At 61.0% G+C, this 18,808-nt stretch carries 15 protein-coding genes; 10 read left to right on the top strand and 5 right to left on the bottom strand.

Going from position 1 to position 18,808, the window contains the following annotated elements:
• Together AC24YW_RS33585 and AC24YW_RS33580 are read left to right on the top strand one after the other, a co-directional pair.
• A complete protein-coding gene (locus tag AC24YW_RS33585) occupies positions 1 to 1,398 on the top strand; it encodes an ABC transporter permease subunit (RefSeq protein WP_487486710.1) in 1,398 nt (465 codons plus the stop codon).
• Positions 1,399 to 1,406: 8 nt separating this feature from the next.
• Positions 1,407 to 2,882 (top strand): DUF3526 domain-containing protein, encoded by a 1,476-nt coding sequence (locus AC24YW_RS33580; RefSeq protein WP_487486709.1) that lies wholly within the window; start codon positions 1,407 to 1,409, stop codon positions 2,880 to 2,882.
• A 216-nt stretch (positions 2,883 to 3,098) separates the two neighbouring features.
• On the opposite strand, the gene AC24YW_RS33575 is transcribed toward AC24YW_RS33580, so the two are convergent.
• On the bottom strand, positions 3,099 to 3,602 hold the full coding sequence (locus tag AC24YW_RS33575; RefSeq protein ID WP_487486708.1) for a transcriptional repressor: 504 nt from the start codon (positions 3,600 to 3,602) through the stop codon (positions 3,099 to 3,101).
• Between the two features lie 564 nt (positions 3,603 to 4,166).
• Here AC24YW_RS33575 and AC24YW_RS33570 point away from each other — a divergent pair.
• A complete protein-coding gene (locus tag AC24YW_RS33570) occupies positions 4,167 to 5,132 on the top strand; it encodes a hypothetical protein (RefSeq protein ID WP_487486707.1) in 966 nt (321 codons plus the stop codon).
• Positions 5,133 to 5,196: 64 nt separating this feature from the next.
• Here the strand turns inward: AC24YW_RS33570 and AC24YW_RS33565 are convergent, their stop codons facing one another.
• A complete protein-coding gene (locus tag AC24YW_RS33565) occupies positions 5,197 to 5,838 on the bottom strand; it encodes a DUF1007 family protein (protein ID WP_487486706.1) in 642 nt (213 codons plus the stop codon).
• 359 nt (positions 5,839 to 6,197) lie between these two features.
• On the opposite strand from AC24YW_RS33565, the gene AC24YW_RS33560 reads away from it, so the two are divergent.
• The 4 genes from AC24YW_RS33560 (at position 6,198) to AC24YW_RS33545 (ending at position 10,658) form a co-directional block, all read left to right on the top strand.
• Complete coding sequence (locus tag AC24YW_RS33560) at positions 6,198 to 8,282, top strand: TonB-dependent receptor (RefSeq protein ID WP_487486705.1); 2,085 nt, start codon at positions 6,198 to 6,200, stop codon at positions 8,280 to 8,282.
• A gap of 103 nt (positions 8,283 to 8,385) precedes the next feature.
• On the top strand, positions 8,386 to 9,366 hold the full coding sequence (gene exbB / locus AC24YW_RS33555) for a tonB-system energizer ExbB (RefSeq protein WP_487486704.1): 981 nt from the start codon (positions 8,386 to 8,388) through the stop codon (positions 9,364 to 9,366).
• A gap of 6 nt (positions 9,367 to 9,372) precedes the next feature.
• Positions 9,373 to 9,834 carry a TonB system transport protein ExbD gene (gene exbD / locus AC24YW_RS33550; protein WP_487486703.1) on the top strand — a complete coding sequence of 154 codons (462 nt, stop codon included), beginning with the start codon at positions 9,373 to 9,375 and terminating at the stop codon, positions 9,832 to 9,834.
• Positions 9,831 to 10,658 (top strand): energy transducer TonB family protein, encoded by an 828-nt coding sequence (locus AC24YW_RS33545; protein WP_487486702.1) that lies wholly within the window; start codon positions 9,831 to 9,833, stop codon positions 10,656 to 10,658. The genes exbD and AC24YW_RS33545 overlap by 4 nt, the downstream gene beginning before the upstream one ends.
• 447 nt (positions 10,659 to 11,105) lie before the next feature.
• Here the strand turns inward: AC24YW_RS33545 and AC24YW_RS33540 are convergent, their stop codons facing one another.
• On the bottom strand, positions 11,106 to 11,831 hold the full coding sequence (locus tag AC24YW_RS33540; protein ID WP_487486791.1) for an alpha/beta hydrolase: 726 nt from the start codon (positions 11,829 to 11,831) through the stop codon (positions 11,106 to 11,108).
• 883 nt (positions 11,832 to 12,714) lie between these two features.
• On the opposite strand from AC24YW_RS33540, the gene AC24YW_RS33535 reads away from it, so the two are divergent.
• Positions 12,715 to 13,482 (top strand): Crp/Fnr family transcriptional regulator, encoded by a 768-nt coding sequence (locus AC24YW_RS33535; RefSeq protein WP_487486701.1) that lies wholly within the window; start codon positions 12,715 to 12,717, stop codon positions 13,480 to 13,482.
• Positions 13,483 to 13,788: 306 nt separating this feature from the next.
• Here AC24YW_RS33535 and AC24YW_RS33530 read toward each other — a convergent pair whose 3' ends face one another.
• Complete coding sequence (locus tag AC24YW_RS33530) at positions 13,789 to 14,274, bottom strand: phasin family protein (protein WP_487486700.1); 486 nt, start codon at positions 14,272 to 14,274, stop codon at positions 13,789 to 13,791.
• 1,375 nt (positions 14,275 to 15,649) lie between these two features.
• Between AC24YW_RS33530 and AC24YW_RS33525 the strand changes: the two genes are divergently transcribed.
• On the top strand, positions 15,650 to 15,928 hold the full coding sequence (locus AC24YW_RS33525; protein ID WP_487486699.1) for a nuclear transport factor 2 family protein: 279 nt from the start codon (positions 15,650 to 15,652) through the stop codon (positions 15,926 to 15,928).
• Positions 15,929 to 15,966: 38 nt separating this feature from the next.
• Here the strand turns inward: AC24YW_RS33525 and AC24YW_RS33520 are convergent, their stop codons facing one another.
• Entirely contained in the window at positions 15,967 to 16,665 is a 699-nt protein-coding gene (locus AC24YW_RS33520; protein WP_487486698.1) for a LuxR C-terminal-related transcriptional regulator, read from the bottom strand.
• Positions 16,666 to 17,592: 927 nt separating this feature from the next.
• On the opposite strand from AC24YW_RS33520, the gene AC24YW_RS33515 reads away from it, so the two are divergent.
• Positions 17,593 to 17,931 (top strand): H-NS histone family protein, encoded by a 339-nt coding sequence (locus AC24YW_RS33515; RefSeq protein WP_145638718.1) that lies wholly within the window; start codon positions 17,593 to 17,595, stop codon positions 17,929 to 17,931.
• The last annotated feature ends 877 nt before the right edge of the window (positions 17,932 to 18,808 follow it).

Below are 18,808 nucleotides of genomic sequence, written 5' to 3'. Positions count from 1 at the left end.
GTGTTTGCAATCGTCGCCCTCAAGGATCTGCGTGAGCTGGCCCGCGATGGGCGCCTGCTCTGGGCTGGAGGTCTGGTCGTCGTCCTCATGCTGGTGGCCCTCGCGGCCGGATTGAATCGGCAGGTTCAGCTGAATAGCGAACGGTCGGCCGGGCAAGCCCTCGACTATGACGCCTGGCTTCAGCAAGGCTACCGCCACCCGCACGATGCGGCTGAACAGGGTATGCACGTGTTCAAGCCTGAACCGGCGCTTACCGTCTTCGATCCCGGCATCGGGCCGTTTGTCGGCTCGACCGTCTGGCTTCAGGCGCATCGCCAGAGCGAAGTCAAGTTCCGACCGGCTCAGGATGCCACCGGATTGCAGCGGCTCGGCGAGCTCTCACCGGCCTGGCTGCTCCAGGTCTTGGTCCCGCTGCTCATCATCGTCATCGGCTTCAACGCGGTGAGTGGTGAACGCGAACGCGGAACGTTGCGCCAACTTCTCAGCCTGGGCGTACCGGCGCGAAGCCTTCTGCTCGGCAAAGCGGCTGCGCTAGCGAGCTGCGTCGGCGTTCTGACTGCTCCAGTCGGCATCGCCTTTACGGTGCTCATCGTGGCTCGCCTGCCCGCTGGAGAGCGGCTCGACGTGGTCTACCGGATCGCGTGGCTCGCTGTGGGATATGGGCTCTATCTCGGCTTTTTCATATTTCTGACGCTCGGAGTATCCGCTCTCGTACGATCATCGCGGGCGGCCCTGGTCTTGCTGCTGAGCTTCTGGGTCGCTGCAACGTTGATTGCTCCGCGCACCGCCTCGGAAGCAGCGAATCTGCTTTATCCCACTCCGTCCCGGCTCGACTTCGACAATCATCTCGCGCACGACGTGGCGGACGCTGGCCGCAAGGCCTGGTCAGCTCATTTCGGCGCACGAATGCCGTGGGATCCATCGGTTCCGCTCAACAAATGGGGAGCAGCACTAAAGGTCGACGACGAGGCCGGCTACGGCGCCCTTGATGAGAACTTCGGCAGGCTGTGGGACACGTTCGAGCGTCAACAGCGCGCGCAAGAATGGGTCGGTCTCGTTGCCCCGATCGTTGCCCTCCGCGGATTCTCGATGGGCTTTGCCGGAACGGACTTTTCGCAACATCGCGACTTTTCAACCGCAGCCGAAACCCAGCGGCGGACGATTCAAAACATCGTCAGTGAGGATCTGATCGAACACGCCGATCGCCTGGGTAATGCGCACTTCACCTATAAGGCTGGTCCCGAGCTCTGGGCGCGCGTGCCGCAATTCAAATATCAACCCCCGTCTGTGTCGTTTGCCTTGGCGCACCATTGGGCGAGCCTTGTGCTGCTCGCCGTCATGTTCTGTCTCTCCGGCGTGCTCGCGCTGTACGCGCTCACCCGTCCGCTGATGCGCTAGGTATTCCAATGAAGACGATGACGTCTCGACCGCTCTCGACCTTGTCGCTGATCGTAGCACATGAAGCCCGCATCCTTTGGCGCGATCGCACGCTGCCGTTGGTGTGTTGCGTTCTGGCCCTCATGGTCGGTTACGGACTATTCGTGGGACTGGCGCAAGCAACGCTCCGCGACCGCATGGTCGACCAGGTCCTGAAACACGAAAAAGAGACCCAAACGGCAAATAGTGAGACGCTCCGGGCCGTTCTCGACGGCAAAACAGCGCTGATACCTTTCTCCAATCCAGCGAACCCGGCCGCGATGGCGGGCTCCCTGTCCGGGCGCTACGCCACAATGCCCAACGCGCCGCTCGCGACGCTGGCGATCGGTCAGTCGGACATGATGCCCAATTATTACCGCATCACCTATTTGAGCAAAGTTCAGTTCATGTACGACACGGAGATCGAGAATCCGTGGAATCTGCTCAGCGGGCACTTCGACCTCGCTTTCGTCATCGTGTTCGTATTGCCTCTGCTGGTCACGACGCTCGGCTACAACCTGCTGTCGGCGGAGCGTGAACATGGCACCCTGCGCATGCTTTGTTCGCAGCCTCTGTCCGTCGGCACCTTGCTGACCGGGAAGATCGTCGTGCGCATGCTCGCGCTGCTGGCCGTCGCCATTCCCCTGCCACTCGTCGCGCTGGTTCTTGTCCGCCCCGAAACCCGTGGCGCGGAGCAACTCGTCTTGATGCTTTCGTGGTCAGCACTGGTCGCGGCTTATACCTTGTTCTGGTTTGCGGTCGCGGCCCTGGTCAACGCCAGCGGTTATTCCTCTTCGACGAATGCCTTGATCATGGTGGCGACCTGGACAATTTTTGTGCTCGTCTTGCCCGTGACGATGAACCTTGTCGTCGGTCTGGTCAGCCCGGCGCCTTCCCGCACGGAATTGGCGAGCCGCACGCGCGTTGCGACGGCTGAATCATTGCGCGAGTACGAGGACCTCTATAGCGCGGACTACCGCTACGCCTCCGATCCCGACGCGCTGCTGGTGAGAGACGAACGCATCGAAGTGCCCTCGCGCATGCGTGCGTTTTTTCTGGCCAAGCAAAAGGTCGACGAACAAATCGAGCCGTTACTGAAACGCTTTGATCAGCAATTGCTGCAACAGCAGGAACTCGTCGACCGACTGAGCTGGCTGTCGCCGGCGATCCTCGTCAACGAAGCGCTGACCTCCATCGCCGGCACCGATTCACGCCGCTTCCTCGCATTCAAGGATCAAACCGAAACTTTTCACAACGGATGGCGGCAGTACTTCTCTCCGAGAATCCTGGAAAGCCGTGTCATGACGGTGCAGGACCTTTCATCCTTGCCGGAGTGGCGTTGGATTGAAATACCGGCAGGCGAAACCAGATGGCGCGTCTGGTGGCGAATCGCGGTGATGTTGATCCTTGCGTTCGTGCTAGGTGGCCTCGCATTCTTTCGCTCGTCTCGCGGATCAATCGCATAGTTGTCAAACACGCTGAATTCGCGATCTCCCACCAAGCTTGACAAGGCCTACACGAGGATTGAAGCGTTCCGAGCGGCCATCGTCGATCTGAGCCAGTGGAAGGCATCTTGATTCAGGGGCGATCAACGGCGAGATGTAGAGGTGATGCGATTGTCGTGCCGACAAATCCTCCCTGGGCTTGAGCGAGATTGACTGATCTTGCCCGTGCCCTTGGGGCTAGCGTTCAGTGCCCGCGCATTCCGCACACTCGCCTTCCACCTCGATCATCGGATGTCGGGGCCTGAAGCCGGTTGTCTTGGCTGCGCCACGCAAGCCGCGGGCCACCATTTCGGACGCCGCCTCCTGAACTGCGCCGCATTGCGCGCAAATCATGAACACAACCGTTTCGCCTTCTCCGTGCAGATGATCGCAGGCGAAATAGGCCGAGCGGGACGCCAGCCGATGGACGCACCCTGCCTCCTGCAGGAATTCGAGCGCACGGTAGACTTGCACGGTCTTCAGTCTTTGCGCATCGCTCAGTTTCTCTGCGATCTCGTAGGCGCTCATCGGCTTTCCAGACGTCGCGAGCAAGGCAAGCACGCCTTGGCGCATCGGCGTGAACGGGACCCCTTTCGACACCGCATACGAGCGGGCGCGAGACTCGACTGCGTCTCCGCCGACCGGGTGGCCATGCTTCTTCACGTGCGCGCGAGTTCCGCGCTTATTGGCGTCGCGGTGCATTCCCCACCTTGACTGTCTGAGGTGTAACAGTATAACAGGCATTGTGTTGTAACGACATTACACCGGGGGCCGTTCATGACCAAGTCCCAAACTGAGGAGGAGGCCCTCCTCCCTGCATCTATTCCGTCCCGCGTCTTCAACGGCGAGAAGAGGGTAACGGGTCAGATCATCCTCGGAATTGACTTCAAATCGAAACGTCGGGAACGAATTTACGACGCAGACATGGTATGGTCTGGAGAACATACGGTCCTGGACTACACAGAGATTTAGGCTCCGAACGTGCCTCACTGCGCGGCCACGACCATTCTGGTGCGATCGGGCTGCCGCACATCGTTCAGCGACATGAGTGAGACGAACATCGACGCCGATCTGGTGCGATGGTGGTACCAGCGTCAGCATGGACGGAGGCGATATCCGAGCTCGGCTCGATGCCTGCCTCCTGCCGGGCAGACTTGCAACGGATGTTGCGGAATGGGCAGAGCCAAAAGATCCATTTCCTGTATGGCGACTGGCCGACCAAGCGGCCTGAACACCCGTTAGGGAGGCGTTCTGTTGCATTGTGGATTGCCCTTTCTCTGGCGTTTCGCGCTCGGCGTGACGATCGCCGCGCGGCTGGCGTCTGGAGCCTTCGCGGCAGAACATCCGTCGGAGATGCCGGGCTGGCTGAAGAGCCATGTCGGTGAGGGCGAGGGACAGATTGCTCCGGTGGTCTTGCAAAGAGCGCGCGCCCTGTACCTGCGCAAAGTCGCAGCAGGGATCGTCAAGAACCCCTGCTATTTCGCCATGGATGCGACGCGGCCGAGCGAGGGCGGATCGGGTAAGCGCTTCTACGAGATTTGCGAAGCCGACCGGTCCTTTCGCGCGATGCCGGCGGGGCACGGCAGCGGCCGCAATATCAAGGGCGCGGTGAACTTCGCAAACGGCAAGGAGTGTGCGAGGAATTTCGGCAATGCGCTGGACTCGAATCTGACGACCGGCGGCTCCTACGTGACCGCCGAGACGAGAACCTCATTCAAGGGTTACTTCCGCAACGCCGCGAAACAGGAGTCCATCCTGATGCGCTCGTTCGTTCAGTTCGATGGCGAAGGAGAGACCGCCAATGCCAGAGAGCGTGCCATCGGCGGGCATCCAGCCGTCATCCTGAAAGCCATCCATTATCGAAGCATGGCGCACAGTCCCTATGCCAATGTAAATGGCTGCGTTCCGGTCGGAACCCTTGTGGACTACGCAAGCGGGCGCAGCAATGGCTGCACGAGTTGGTCGCGCTCCGACGCGGAGCGAATCATTCCAAAGCTCGAGCAACCGACGACGGTCTACATCTACCCGGAATCGCAGGACATCAAGGCGATCGCACAGGCCGTTGCGGCCCGCCGATCGCTTTCGTCGAGCAGCCCTTACTGGAACGCCTTTTGCCGGAAGCAAATCGGCGCCCCGAAGTTCTGGTCGAAAGAGGCGCTCGAACCGATCCTCGCCCGTTACCGCCGAGCTCCTGAACCGGCCGCTAGTCCGGTGCCGACTTGCAAGCCGTAGCCTCTTCGTTCCCAGGCAGCCGCCGCGGCAACCGGCGCCAGCAACAAGACAATGCGAGGTTTGGTCATGGGCATTTCACCAGGATCTTGTTGGCAAAGGTCTCGCCGTAGGTACTCAGGGGATCGAGCGGCGTGCTGTCGAGCTGGCTCAGTCGCAACTGTTCGGCAGGTGTCGGCTGATGCGGCAGATCGTAGGTCGCAACGCACTGGGGAGCGCCACTCACCGACACGGGGCTGTCCTTGGCGAACGCGAAATCGACAAAGATCGAGGGATCGTAGATCTCGATCTGAGTGGCTTTGCCGGCGGCCGGCGCCTTCAATGGCAGCGTGAAATGGAGAACGAGAGCCGGATCCTTGTATTCGAGCCAATAGTCGACCGGATCCGAGAATTTCAGCTTCCTGCCGTCCGCCCGCGCGAAAGTGAAATAGTCATATTCCTTCAGCGACTCCACGTTCAACTGAGCGAGCGAAGCAAGTTCTTCGCGCGTGTATGCCCCCTTCTTGGCATGATGGATGCCCTGAAGAGCGTAGGCGGAGAACATGTCGTCGAACGCCCAGGCATGACGCACACCAGTCATGCTGCCGTCCGCGGCGTAAAGCACTTCGCTGTGAAACGTCACCCAGACATGGGGATGGGCTTCTGCGCGGCCGGCAAGGAGCCAGATCAGCAGCACCGCCAAACAGTATCGATAGATCAGCTTTGTCATGATAGCCCACCATTCGCACAATGGCATCAACGCTGACAGTCCGCGCGTCTGACGCGGCGCGGCCCGGTCAACCGCAAACCTTTCTCACGGCACAGCCGCTCAAACTCTTCATTCAGCTTTGATTTCACCAGCGCCCTATCCGGTGGCGCCCGTCGCAGCTTGCCCGCGATCACACGAGACCTCCCCTAGTCGTTTCCGGCAGTTCCCGCACCTCCAATCGTGCGGCATCCAGAGGTCCTCCTGCTTTTGCAACTTAGTTGCAAGAAGTTGACTCCAGGAACAGGCATGCTATTTCCTTATTGCAAATCACTCGCAACAAGGGGCGAACTGACATGCGGTTGTATCGATGGGCTCTGGGGGTGAGTGCGCTTGCCTCGTCGGCGGATGTGCATGCCCAGACGGTCCAACTCGACGAGATCGTGGTCACGTCGCCCAGCCCAATCGCACAATCGGGCCGGACTAGCGGCGAGAACGTCCCTTGGTGGGCCACCTCTCAATCGATACCGGCGACGCCGTCATTCAGCTCGGTGTCGGTGGTCACCCCTCAGCAGACCCTGAGCCGCGGCGCAGCGTCCCTTGGCGATACCCTGAGTACGACGCCCGGCGTTTCATCGACATCGTTCTCCCCTGTCGCAAGTCGTCCGGTGATCCGCGGTCTCGGCGGCTTCCGCGTCCGCACGCAGGAAGATGGCATCGGCTCCGGAGACATGGCGAACCTGGGCGAGGACCATGCGGTGACAATCGATCCGCTCATGAGCGGCCAGATCGAGGTCATTCGCGGACCCGGCACTCTGCGCTATGGCTCGCAGGCCATCGGCGGTGTTGTGAGCGCCAACAACGGGCGTATTCCAACCAATATCCCGGCAAACGGCATCGCTTTTCAGGCGCGTGGCGGTCTGAACAGCGTCAGCAACGGCAAGGACGGAGCCGTCCTGCTCGACGCGGGCAGCGGAAACTTTGCGCTCCACCTCGATGCATTCAAGCGGAGCGCCGGCGACTACCGCATTCCGGGCGGAGTTCAGGAGAACTCAAGCTACTCTTCCGAGGGACAAAGCGCCGGCGGTTCTTACATCTTCAATGATGGCTTCGTGGGGGTATCCTATCAGAGTATGGCGATGACCTATTTCATTCCGGGCGCCGAGTCGGCCCGGGTGAAGAACCATATCGACCTCCGCCAATCGAAGTGGAGCAGCCGCGGCGAGTGGCGGCTTCGCGAGGCCGGAATCGACACGATCAGGTACTGGCTCGGCTACACCGCCTACAAGCACCTGGAAATCGACGGATTGGGCGCCGCAGCGGAAGTTGGTTCGACGTTCAGAAACCGGGAATTCGAATCGCGTGCGGAAGTCTCGCATCTGCCCGTCAACACCGCCTTGGGCGAGCTCAGAGGCGCCCTCGGCTTGCAATGGGGCCGGCGCGATCTGTCGGTCGGAGGCGCGGAAGAACAACTCCTGGCCCCCGCCCGCGCACAGAACATCGCGGCCTTCGTGTTCGAGGAACTGCAGGTCACATCCGCGCTACGCGCCCAAGGCGCTATCCGCGCCGAGCGCACGGACATCAACGGCACCGGCGCGAGCTTCCCGGCCTCGTTTCTTCCGCCCCCCAACGATCCGACGCTGTTCCCGGTCAACCGCAATTTCGTGCCGGTCAGCGCCAGCGCCGGACTGTTGTACGACCTCCCCTACGAGATGGTCGCCCGGGTTACGGGACAGCATGTCGAGCGTGCTCCCGATCCGATCGAATTGTTCTACAAGGGACCGCACGATACACCGCGGACGTTCGAGATCGGCGACCCAACCATGACGCTCGAGAAAGCCAATTCGCTCGAGCTCGGACTGAAGCGCGGTCGTGGCGATACCCGGTTCGATGCGTCGATTTTCTACACGAAGTTCGACAACTTCATCTTCAAGAATTTCACTGGCGTAAAGTGCGGTGACGACTTCGCCTCCTGCGGCACTCCCGGGGCGACATTCGATCAGATCATCTACTCGCAGCGCGACGCGAAGTTCGTGGGCGGCGAGCTTCAGGTCGAGCATGACGTTGCCAAGATCTGGAATGGCGCATGGGGTGTCGAGGCACAATACGACTTCGTCCGCGCCACTTTTGCCGACGGCAGCTTCGTTCCCAAGATTCCGCCTCACCGGCTGGGTGGCGGAATCTTCTATCGGGATCCAAACTGGATCGCGCGCATCAATCTGCTGCATGCTTTCGCGCAACACAATCTCGGAGCGTTCGAGACACCGACTGCTGGATATAATCTCCTCAACGCGGAGCTGAGCTACACGACCACTGTGCCGACGGGATCCCTGCCTATGGAAGTGAGCCTGGGCCTGAAAGGCGAAAATCTCCTGGATGACGACATCCGCTTTCACCAATCGTACAAGAAGGATGAGGTTCTGCAACCGGGGCGCAATATCCGGGTGTTCTCCTCCATAAAGTTCTGAGCGGCTCGGATCTGTCGCTAAACAATCGAAAGACAGGCCGCGCGATGTCCGGCAGTCATTGCCACTGCGGGCATCGCTCGCGCGATGAGGAAGGACTTGGGTTATGTTGGGTGATGCTGGGCCTCGTGCTGTCGGAAGGACCACCGCGTCCGTACTTCGCACCCTCTTGGTGACTGCGATCGCCGTCGTCAGCCTGTCCTGCCCGCTCCAGGCGCAGGCGCCGTCGCCGGCGGCCCGCGCAGAAGTCCCAGCCGAATCTTCCGATGTGGCAACGTCAAGCCAGGGATTGCCGTCTCCCAGCAATCCGACGGTCAACCCTGGGGGCGTCACGTCCCGGCCCCCCGCAACACACGCCACGCTGCCTCACGACTTGTCGCCGTGGGGAATGTTCATGCAGGCCGACATCGTCGTGAAAGCGGTGATGATCGGGCTGGCTTTCGCCTCGCTGGTGACCTGGACGATCTGGCTTGCCAAAGGCCTGGAATTAACGGCCGCCCGGCGGCGGGCGCGCAGTTGCGTGCGCAAACTCGTCCGCGCCGGCAATCTGGAGGCCGCGCGCGAGGAGATCGAGGCCGGGTGGACCGGCAAGGGCGACGTCGCCGACCTGATGGAAGCCGCCGAGCGCGAATGCCGTCGCTCGCCGAACCTGTCGGCTGACGGCATCAAGGAACGGCTTGCGATTGCGCTTTCGCGCATCGAGGCCAGGGCCGGCCGCGACATTGCCCGCGGCACCGGATTGCTGGCGACGATCGGAGCGACTGCCCCGTTCGTCGGCCTGTTCGGCACCGTGTGGGGCATCATGAACTCGTTCATCGGCATCTCGCAGTCCAAGACCACCAACCTTGCGGTGGTCGCGCCCGGCATTGCCGAAGCGCTGCTGGCGACCGCACTCGGCCTGGTGGCAGCCATTCCGGCCGTCATCATCTACAACGTGTTCGCTCGCGCGCTCGCAAGCTATCGAGCGCTGTTGTCCGATGCTTCCGGCGAGATCATTCAGCACATCTCGCGCGACTTGGAGCGGCAGGACCGCGGGCTGCTCTCATCGGTGGTGGCGCTGGAGCGCGGCCGCGCCGCTGCGGAGTGAGCTGCCATGGCCGTATCACTCAAGGACCCGCAGGACGGCGGCATCGATGAACTGAGCGAGATCAACGTTACGCCGTTCATCGATGTGATCCTAGTGCTGCTCATCATCTTCATGGTGGCTGCACCGCTGTCGACCGTCGACGTCGCAGTCGATCTGCCGGTGTCCAATGCGAAGCCCCAACCGCGCCCCGACAAGCCGCTATTCCTCACCGTCAAGCAGGATCTGAGCCTGGCGCTCGGCAACGACGAAGTGCCGCGCAGCGCCTTGCAGGCAACGCTGGATCAACAGACCGGCCATGACCGCGAGCAGCGCGTCTTCCTGCGTGCCGATGGCGTCGTCGCCTATCGTGAACTGATGAACGTGATGAATCTGCTGCGGCAGGCGGGTTACCTCAAGATCGCTCTGGTCGGCCTCGAAGATACCGGGCAGGCGACGATCCCGGTCTCGGGCGCCGCGACGCAGCCATGACGGCGATCGACTGGCGCGACCCCGACGGCGGGATCGGCGGCAAGGTGACGCTGCCCTCAGCGTTGCGCTGGACGGCGGCGGGCCTTGCCGTGGTCGCGCTGCATGCGGGGGGCGTGTGGCTCAGCATGAACTGGCCGGCGCCGCAAGCGATGCCGGGCGGGCCGCCGGAAGCCATCATGATCGAGCTCGCGCCGCTCACCGCCGCGCCGGAGCCGACGACGGCCGACATCGCTCCCGAACCGCAGGTGACGGAAACCCCGCCCGATCCAATTCCTGCCCCGCAGGAGAAGCCGGCGGAAGAAGCGAAAGAAACGCCCTCACCCATCGAGCCGCCCGCCCCCCGGAATCTCGAAGTCGAAATTCCCAAGCTGCCGGAGACGGAGCGTGCGGATGCTGTGCTGACACCGCCGAAACCACCTGAACCACAGCCCAAGAGGCCAGCGTTGAAACGCGCCGCCCCGCAGACGAGTGCGCCCAGCGTCAGGACGCAACAGCGCGCGGACAGCTTCGCCGCCCCGGCGCCAAGCGCAGCGCGCGCCCCGGCTGCATCTGCCGCAAGCTGGCAAAGCGCCCTTGCCGCGCACCTCAATCGACACAAGCGCTACCCCCCCGGCGCTGGCCAGGGGGTTGCATCGGTCATATTCACGATCGACCGGGGCGGCCGTGTCGTGTCGGCGCGTCTGGCGCGCTCGTCGGGTGACAGCGCACTCGACAGCGAGGCTGTCGCCCTCGCGCGACGGGCAAGTCCGGTGCCGGCGCCTCCTGCCGGTCACGGCGGAGACACGCTGACGATTTCCGTGCCGATCAGGTTTGATCGTAGCTAACCCAACGGTATGACATAATCGGTCGTGGCGATGCGACGCGACCGCGCAGGCGGAGGAACTGGGCAGGACGCTGAGCGATGCGTTCCTGCCCACCGACAGCTTCAGGCTCAACCTGAACCCGCTTCTGCTGGCAATCGGCGACAGGAAAATCCTGATCGAGGCGGGTGCTGCGCAAACGCCCGGCCGATGGCGGACATTTGTTCCGCAGTCTTGCGGCCATCGGCGCAGAGCCCGAGCACGTCGACGCCATCGTGATCACGCGCCGCGACGGACCGCACCCCGGTGCTTGGCTTCCATTTTCCGCTTCCGAACGGACGGCGGCTATCGCTGGGCGCCGGCGACCTGGCGGTTCGAAGGCTGAGCGAGCACGAGATTCGAAGCCGGCGCGGAGAAGGCAGCCAAGCCACTGAATTACTGGCGGCAGGACTCGATTCTGCAACCGGGACGTTATGAGCCGCCCCCGGCTATTTCCGAGATGAATCGCCCGCAGCGCTCGACGATCAGATCCTTGTCGTTGTCGAGCGTGGCGACATGATAGGAATTGTCGAGCCAGAGCAGGCGCACGTCGTTGGAACTGATTTCCTGCGCTATTCGCTTGCCGTTGGCCGCCGGCACGACATGGTCCTCCCTGGAATGAATGGCCAGCGTGGGGCAGCTGACCTTGCGCAGCAGGCTTTCGGTCGCAGCAATCAGGACGTGGACCTGCCGGAGGCAGGCGACCGGGACCTCCTGATAGGCGAGCTCTGTGACGCCGGCTGCCTTGATGTCCGATCCGATGCCTGGAACACGCCTCGGCGCCGCGCCGTCCGATACGAGCTCGGCCATCGCGCCGTCGAAGATTCCGACCGCACCGTTGATCGGCACGGCGCCCGCCACGATGTTCGGAAACCGTGCGGCAAGGTTGAGCGTCAGCGTACCTCCCATGGACAGGCCGGTGACGAAGACCTTGTTGCCCTTGCTTGCCAGCTCGTGAAGCGCTTGCTCCGCCGAGGCGAGCCAATCGAGATAGCCGGTCGTTTCCATGTCGTCCGGCGAGGTGCCGTGGCCGCGCAGGCGCGGGCCGCTCACGGTAAAGCCGAAGCGCCGGTGAAGCTCTTCGCCGAGATACCGCATGCTTTGCGTCGTTCCCGTGAAGCCGTGAAGCACGAGGACCGCGGGCCCCCTGCCTTGCATGAAGAAGGGTTCGGCTCCAGCCATCATACCTGCGTTATGCTTCTCGATCGGGCTGGCTGCGACTTGCTGACAATCTGCGACATCACTGGGCATTCAAACCGAAGCGCGCAGACCATCGTGAAGCATTACCGCGCCCGAAATGAGGCTCGCGCTGATTCTGGCATCGACAGGCTCGGACTGCAGGTTCGAAAGGAAGGAATGAAGGGCTAAACGGACCGGGGCAGAATTTCGTTTGTCCGGCTGTGCCTTAAGATCGCAGTCGCCAGGGGGGTAGCACTTGATCAATCCCGCAACGCTTTCCGCCTTCGTAAGACGAGACGTACGCTTTGGCATTGGGTCATCCAACTCTGCCAACGCCGTCCGCGAGCAACGACCTTCTGCGCTCGTTCCGATGAATAAGGTCCCGAATGTCTGTCACGTCGCACGGCGTGTGACCACTAAAAGCATCGCACGAGACTCGAATTGTTCTATTCAAGAAATGAAAATAGCCCTTGCGGGCCAATCTCTTAGGGTGGTGGGCGCACCAGGGCTCGAACCTGGGACCCGCTGATTAAGAGTCAGCGACGGGTTGAGAACGACCAATGATTTGCCGGTCGCGTTACGGGACTGACCGGCCGAAGAATGAGCCGCTTCCGCACATTCATGGATCGTTGCACCGATTGTCCGAGTGATCAGACATTCTTCCGCAATAGTCCGACGCCGAATGATTCAGGCTGCGCTTGCAGTCCGCGCCTTACGCGCTCCTCGTGGCGAGGGTGTTATATACACCGTCATTGGAACCATATCTTCAGTGGCCGGTTGGCTTGCTGTTGGGCCATCGTCCTCCAGGGCAGCCCGACAACCGGCACGAGTTCTAGCCGAGCATCCGTCGGGGACCAATCCCATGATGGACCACGGAAGTAGGGTTGGAAATCGGTTGTTAGCAGCGTTGCCGCCGGCGGATTTTGCTTTGCTCGAACCTCATTTGCGGAAAGTCGTGCTCGCGCGCGATGCCATATTGGTTCGATCGGGCGATCGGATCGAACACCTTCTCTTTCCCTGTAGTGGCGCGATCGCCTTCATCTTGGACTTGCCCAATGGGCAGACGGTCGCCACGGCGGTGATCGGCCATGAGGGTGCCATCGGTCTGTCGTCTGCGCTTGGCGTATCTCGCTCACCCGTGACAGCGGTCGTCCGCGTCCCAGGGGCAGTGCTGCAGATGCCGGCAGCGAAATTTCTGGCGGCTCTGCGTCGCAGCCCGGCGATCGCATCCATGGTGCAGATTTTCACGCGATCGCTGTTGACGCAATTGCAGTATGTTGCGGCCTGCAATGCCCTGCACTCCGTCGAAGCCCGGATGGCGCGCTGGCTGCTCCACATTCACGACCGGGCAGATGGCAGCAATCTCATCCCGCTCACTCAGGAGACCATATCGGAGCTACTGGGCGTCCGCCGCACCACCGTCACGCACGTCGTGAGTGCGTTGCGGGCGTCAAGAGGATTGAAATCGAATCGGCGGGGCCAGCTCGAGATTGACCGGCCGCGGCTCGAAGCCGTTGCGTGCGAGTGCTACAAGCTGATGAGCCGCAAGATCGATCGGATCGTGTCTCAGGGCGCAGCCGAGGTTCTTCACGCCACGACGGCGCGAGACGCTTGCCAGCTCCCCGGCTGACCATCCGGGGCAGGCTCGTAGACCCAGGCCTCTCTCGCGAACCACTCGTGTGTAGTCGCACAGAGCCGGCAATAGGTGCGCGAAAAGAAAACTGCACTGGATCGGAACCTCTCGCGATTGGTCTCGATACCCGTTGAGATGGCGCTCCCCGTTTCCGGGCACTTGATCATCACCATACCCATCTTGATTTCCCGCAATCTTTTGCCGCCCCGCTACGCGAACCCGCCCTCGGCTGGACCGCACCTCTCCTTCGCGAGATGCCTGTCCAGCCGATCCGCACGGCTGGTAGCCTCGATTCAGACAGTCTTATGCGACGGTCCTGTTCAATACCCGGTTGAAGCCGGCCTTAATGGGATCGGTCGTGTCGATCGCGACCCGCTGCGCGAGCTGCCAAAGCTCCCGGTTCTGTGCGGAGGCGACTTCAAAGGCTTTGCGGCTTTGGGCCGTCGAAAGATGGACGACTTCCGGCAACGACCTGGTCTCAGCGAGCCGGGACAAGAACTCCAGACTGGAACTGGTATTGTCCTTGGAAATCTCCATGACCCTGGCGCCGTAATCGACAACACCCTTCACATTCATGGAACAAGCTTCGCGGAGAACGTCGCTGATCTCCTCGGAAGTCGCCTTCATGCTCTCGATATGTTTCTTGGCCATGGCGGCGCCCTGCTCGGCGAAATCGCGGAAGACTTCCTGGAAATTCATGATCGGTAAATCGAACCTCGGCTTTGCTCCATTCGCAATATCATTCACTGGATCGGAATGCGTTCCGACTTTCACATTGGCATCATTCACGAGCTTTCATCCCTTCAAGCGAAACTAGGTGATGGATTGAAGACCCCTACCGCTCCTGGCGTTTGCTGCGTCAGAAGCTCAGTGCCCCTGTTCTTGGCGTAAGGATGCCGCTGCGGATGAACCGCTCGTCCCCCGTACCGGCAACGACTATGATCGATTAAAACCGGGCCATCCGTTCGCTTTCGGACACTCGCCGCGATAATTCGATGGAATTGCGACCCAGCGGCGCGGGCGTGGATTTCAAATATACCAATTTGCAGCGCACGCTCGCTTGCCCTCCGAGCTGACTCGCTTTCCGGACATGGCCCGGCCCACACCGGCCGCGCTGCCGGTCTTCTTCCCGATCAACTCGGTCTCTGAGACTCTCGAGTTCTGCGAACTGCGAGGCCAGCGCTTCGAGACGTTGCAGAAGAACAGCAGCGGAGTGGTTCGATCGAGCGCGCATGGCAGGCCTCCTCTCGAAATGTCCTGGAAAATTCCCCAGCCTTGACGACCGGGAAAAATATGCAATTGATCGAGATGCCGCGCACTAACATTTGGCATGCTGCGTCGCCCAAGCGATGTGGCGGCGCGTTAGGATCGCGCTCGGCGCCGTGCACCAATGCTAGGAGCCGGTTGCGCTCGAAACGCGCGTGGCCGGTCGTTCGCAATCGGGATTGCGCTTGCGCGCATTGTCATCTTCATCCGCACAATCAACGCTTCCGGCTGCGCTCGGATTTCCAGAGCCCCCCTCGGTCGCGACGGGACCGTTACTGCCCGATCCCCCTCGACCACCGGATCCACCGCCGGACGTCCCGCCGGCTCTGGCTGACCCGCTCTGGCGACCGCCGGATGCTCCACCACCCCCGGATCCGCCGCCAGTGGAGCCGGAGCCCCCTGACGATCGATCGTTGTCGAAGAATGACCGCCCCCCGTCATCCCCCCGCGCCGCGCCGCGCAAACCGCCTGAGCGTGCAATGGCTGTCGATGTGAGGGAAGTGGACAGGAGTAGGGTCATGACCGGGGGTGTAACAGCCGCGAATCTTCCGCAGGTTTTCAAGAATGTCCGCCGATCGTCATCTTTATCGTCGCGGGTCACGATGCGCGCTCCTCTATTTAATAACTCGCTACCACAATATTATAAATTAAATAAAGGCTCAACAAATATTTAAATGGCGCCGGTACCCACGTGCAGCTTGGTAGAGACCTCGGGGCCTGCAGCGGCTTGCGGGTAGCGGCACGCCCCGTCCAACAGGGCGCCCGTCCCGGGTAATTCTACTGCGTGAACCCCAGGGCACGCCCAAGCGCAGGAAATTCAGCTTGCATCCCCAATTTTATATATTTAATTATATAATCACTTCGTCGAATTTAACCACCGCCGACGGATCATTGCCACATGCCACTGCAATTTCACCGTCCCGCTGCCGAGGGCATCGAGATCTGGAGCGCAAGCAGCGACGGCTTCTCTTTCGTGATCAGCTTCGGCAGCCCCACCGGTCCGGGCTTTCATGGACGCTCCGGCTACTTGGCGAGTTGGCGGCCGCTTTTCGAGAATATTGGAGCCATCAAGATCAGCGGCTCGCCGTTTCGAACTCTGGCCGAGGCCGAAGGGGCCTGCCGCAGCATGCTTGAATGTCTAAGCGCGATCGCCGACGCTGAAAGCACGAATCGATGACCAATATGGAAGGAAATGCGCGCTTGACGCCGCCCAGGTCATTTTGCGCTGGCGGGATCTCGCTGTGGTAGGCCGGAAACGTCGATTTCACGAGCCTCCAGATGCAGCTCGTTCCGTGAAATCGCCAGCGCCGCGAGAACGGTCCGGTTGCTGATATCCAGCTTCTGAAAGATGTGATGGAGATGCACTTTGATCGTACCATCCGTAATTTTCAGGCAACGACCGATTTCCTTGTTCGATAATCCCTCCGATACGAGCCGCATGATCTGCCGCTCCCGGCCGGTAAGCTGCGTCAGTGACTTCTCTTCACCAGCCTGAGGTTCCTCGCCGAGCTCTCCGGAACTGGCCGAACGTGACGCCAAGCGTTGGCTCTGGGCTATCTTCCGCAGGGTCGCGACCAACGTCTCCAGCTTGGCGTCCTTGCCGAGAACGAGACAGGAGCCGTCCACAGCCAAGCTTTGCAGTTCGCGAACGTCTGCCGCATCTGCGAAGAGAACCACCTGAGTACCTTGGCCCCCGGCGTTTGCGAGGGCAAGCAAGTCCGGCAGCCTGATATCAGGCATTGTAGCATCAATCAGCGCAATGTCCGGCACAAGAAGCCGTATTGACTGGGCGCAGCTTGCTGCATCTCCGCAGGAGGCCACGACCGCCAGATCGCTCTGCATCGAAAGGAGGCTGCTGATCCCCCGCAGGACGATCGGGTGTCGATCCGCGATGACAATTCTGGTGCGGCGCATGTTTCTCTGCCCGAAGATCAAAACCCGCACGTCGGCGGTTTATTCCAGCAATGCCGCTGCTGACGCGTGACGCGCGTTAACCATGAAGCCGGCCCGCACCGCAAAACTCGGCATCTGCCACGGCACGTAGCGGCCGGAGCACCGTAACTTGCTTCGGATATGCCTGCAGCACCGTATGAACGCGGGCTCTGCTCGCCCAACCCAGCCATGAATTCGTGTAAAGTCAGGCCCATTGGACAATTTTAAATAGGTGTGCCAAACAAATTCTCGCAACGATTATTTGCGTCGACATCGACTCGTCGTTCACTGCGGATTATTACCAAGGATATATAGTTGCGCTCGCGATTCAAATCTAACCTTCAGCAAAGTTTCGCCGAAAGTGAGGCGCAACTGGAAGGCAAGAAACGTTTACCTATCCACCCAGACGGGGGTGCGTATCGGGTACAAATAGCGGCAATCTTTTGTTTTTGGCCGTAGCGCCGGGAGGCTCGAAATGAGGAGCGCAAATTTTCTCAAATGCCCGACGTCGAGGGAAGGAGGCGGACAGACGCTTTTCCGATTATAGGAGCGCTGATCGGCAAAGTGGATCGGCTCATCGCCAGGCCGACGAACTTCGCCAGGCGGTCATCGGTAATCTTCAGTAGCGAGTAGGTGGTCACATGTACTCTGCGGCGATTCTGCGTCAAACTCATCAAGCTTTGATCGTTCAATTCACTGAATTGCAAAATTTGCGTAGTCGCGTGTTGAAGGCCGAGCAGCGCATGTTCGGCAGAGGGCGAGCCAGCCGGCGAATCCTCCTCAGGAGACGCCCACTCGGTCGGAACGCCGTCCCCAGTCGGTAGCGCTAACAAAGCTTGCCCGACCGGGCTTGGACCTGATATGCCCCACTTCCTGCTTTGAGACTGGAAGTAGTGGGGACAGCTTCCAATGGACAACGACAACTGGACGTCCGCCAGTACGGCGGAGCTTTGGCGGTTGTACGATGAGGTGACTGCGGTTCTTAGCCGCAGGATGACCGCAGAAAAAGTCAAGCTCGAAGAGCGACTTCGCAGGCTGGAGGGCACTGCCGATGGCCACGGGGCACGGGAACGCCGCCCCTACCCCCCGGTGCTGCCCAAGTATCGGAATCCCAAGAATCCATCCGAAACCTGGTCGGGCCGCGGCAAACAGCCACGATGGCTGAAAGCGCAACTTCGCGCCGGCAAGAAGCTGAATGACCTGCTGATCAACCGCCCATCTGGACAAAAGCGCCGCCGGACCGTCTGAAGTCCCGACTATCGCCGGGACGACGGCGGCCGACATTGTCGCAGGCGCCACTTTGACGGGTACCGTCCTCCTTCCCGCTGCGGCTGCCATCGTAGCCATTGTTGCCCTTGCCATTGCTGCCCTGCACAATCGCCCGCCAGAACCAGCGATGGCAGTTGAGGTCAGAACGGTCGAAAACAGCAAAGCCATCGCTGAAGGGGTAACGTCGGCGAATTTCCCTCAGCTCCTCAACCCCCGACGCTCGACGATCGCGGCATAGGGTGAGCCATGCCATCCTCCCGCCGGCCCAGCCCGTCGGCAAAAGACCGGCGCCCGGGCATCGCACATGTTGCAATTTAATCTGTCGCCGGAAAAATGGCCTTACCTGCCGGCACCAGTCGGACATCCGGCGCACGCTCGGAGACTATTTATTTTGACATTTTTATTTTAGGATTTAAAACTCAAATTAAATATGGAGCGGCCGCGGATGAGAGTAGGACAGACGGGGCGATCGAAGGCTTTTCCTGAGCGACGCCTTGCGCCGAACATGCAGGCGCGAAACCTTGGCGCACATTTTCATCGATGATGTCTTTCCAGCAGAGTTATTTGACATGCCCGCGGGCCGAATGCACAGCCCTCAAAGAGTCCCTCTGACGCCCACGAACAGCGGATTGGGGCCAGCCCTCCAGCATCTGTTGAGCCCGGCGGATCGTGCTCGCTTCCGAGAATTCGCATCGGCAGCACCATCTGAGCGCTCATACGCGATCTGTTCCACATCGCGCTCCGGACAGCGCGCGGTTGGTTTCCAGAGCGCGCCGTTCAAAAACACGATGAAGCCGGCTTCCTCCACGGGCAACAGCGGGGCAGATCGATGACTGTGACTGGAACGACGGTCGCG

It is taken from the genome of Bradyrhizobium sp. USDA3516, from assembly GCF_057651995.1.
This window is presented reverse-complemented; position numbering and strand designations above follow the sequence as displayed.

Excerpts from the sequence above, each read along its gene's own strand:
- AC24YW_RS33540 (WP_487486791.1), bottom strand. The coding sequence starts at position 11,831 with ATGCAAGGCAGGGGGCCCGCGGTCCTCGTGCTTCACGGCTTCACGGGA.
- AC24YW_RS33515 (WP_145638718.1), top strand. The coding sequence starts at position 17,593 with ATGGACAACGACAACTGGACGTCCGCCAGTACGGCGGAGCTTTGGCGG.
- AC24YW_RS33520 (WP_487486698.1), bottom strand. The coding sequence starts at position 16,665 with ATGCGCCGCACCAGAATTGTCATCGCGGATCGACACCCGATCGTCCTG.
- exbB (WP_487486704.1), top strand. The coding sequence starts at position 8,386 with ATGTTGGGTGATGCTGGGCCTCGTGCTGTCGGAAGGACCACCGCGTCC.
- AC24YW_RS33535 (WP_487486701.1), top strand. The coding sequence starts at position 12,715 with ATGATGGACCACGGAAGTAGGGTTGGAAATCGGTTGTTAGCAGCGTTG.
- AC24YW_RS33565 (WP_487486706.1), bottom strand. The coding sequence starts at position 5,838 with ATGACAAAGCTGATCTATCGATACTGTTTGGCGGTGCTGCTGATCTGG.
- AC24YW_RS33525 (WP_487486699.1), top strand. The coding sequence starts at position 15,650 with ATGCCACTGCAATTTCACCGTCCCGCTGCCGAGGGCATCGAGATCTGG.
- AC24YW_RS33575 (WP_487486708.1), bottom strand. The coding sequence starts at position 3,602 with ATGCACCGCGACGCCAATAAGCGCGGAACTCGCGCGCACGTGAAGAAG.
- AC24YW_RS33580 (WP_487486709.1), top strand. The coding sequence starts at position 1,407 with ATGAAGACGATGACGTCTCGACCGCTCTCGACCTTGTCGCTGATCGTA.
- AC24YW_RS33545 (WP_487486702.1), top strand. The coding sequence starts at position 9,831 with ATGACGGCGATCGACTGGCGCGACCCCGACGGCGGGATCGGCGGCAAG.
- exbD (WP_487486703.1), top strand. The coding sequence starts at position 9,373 with ATGGCCGTATCACTCAAGGACCCGCAGGACGGCGGCATCGATGAACTG.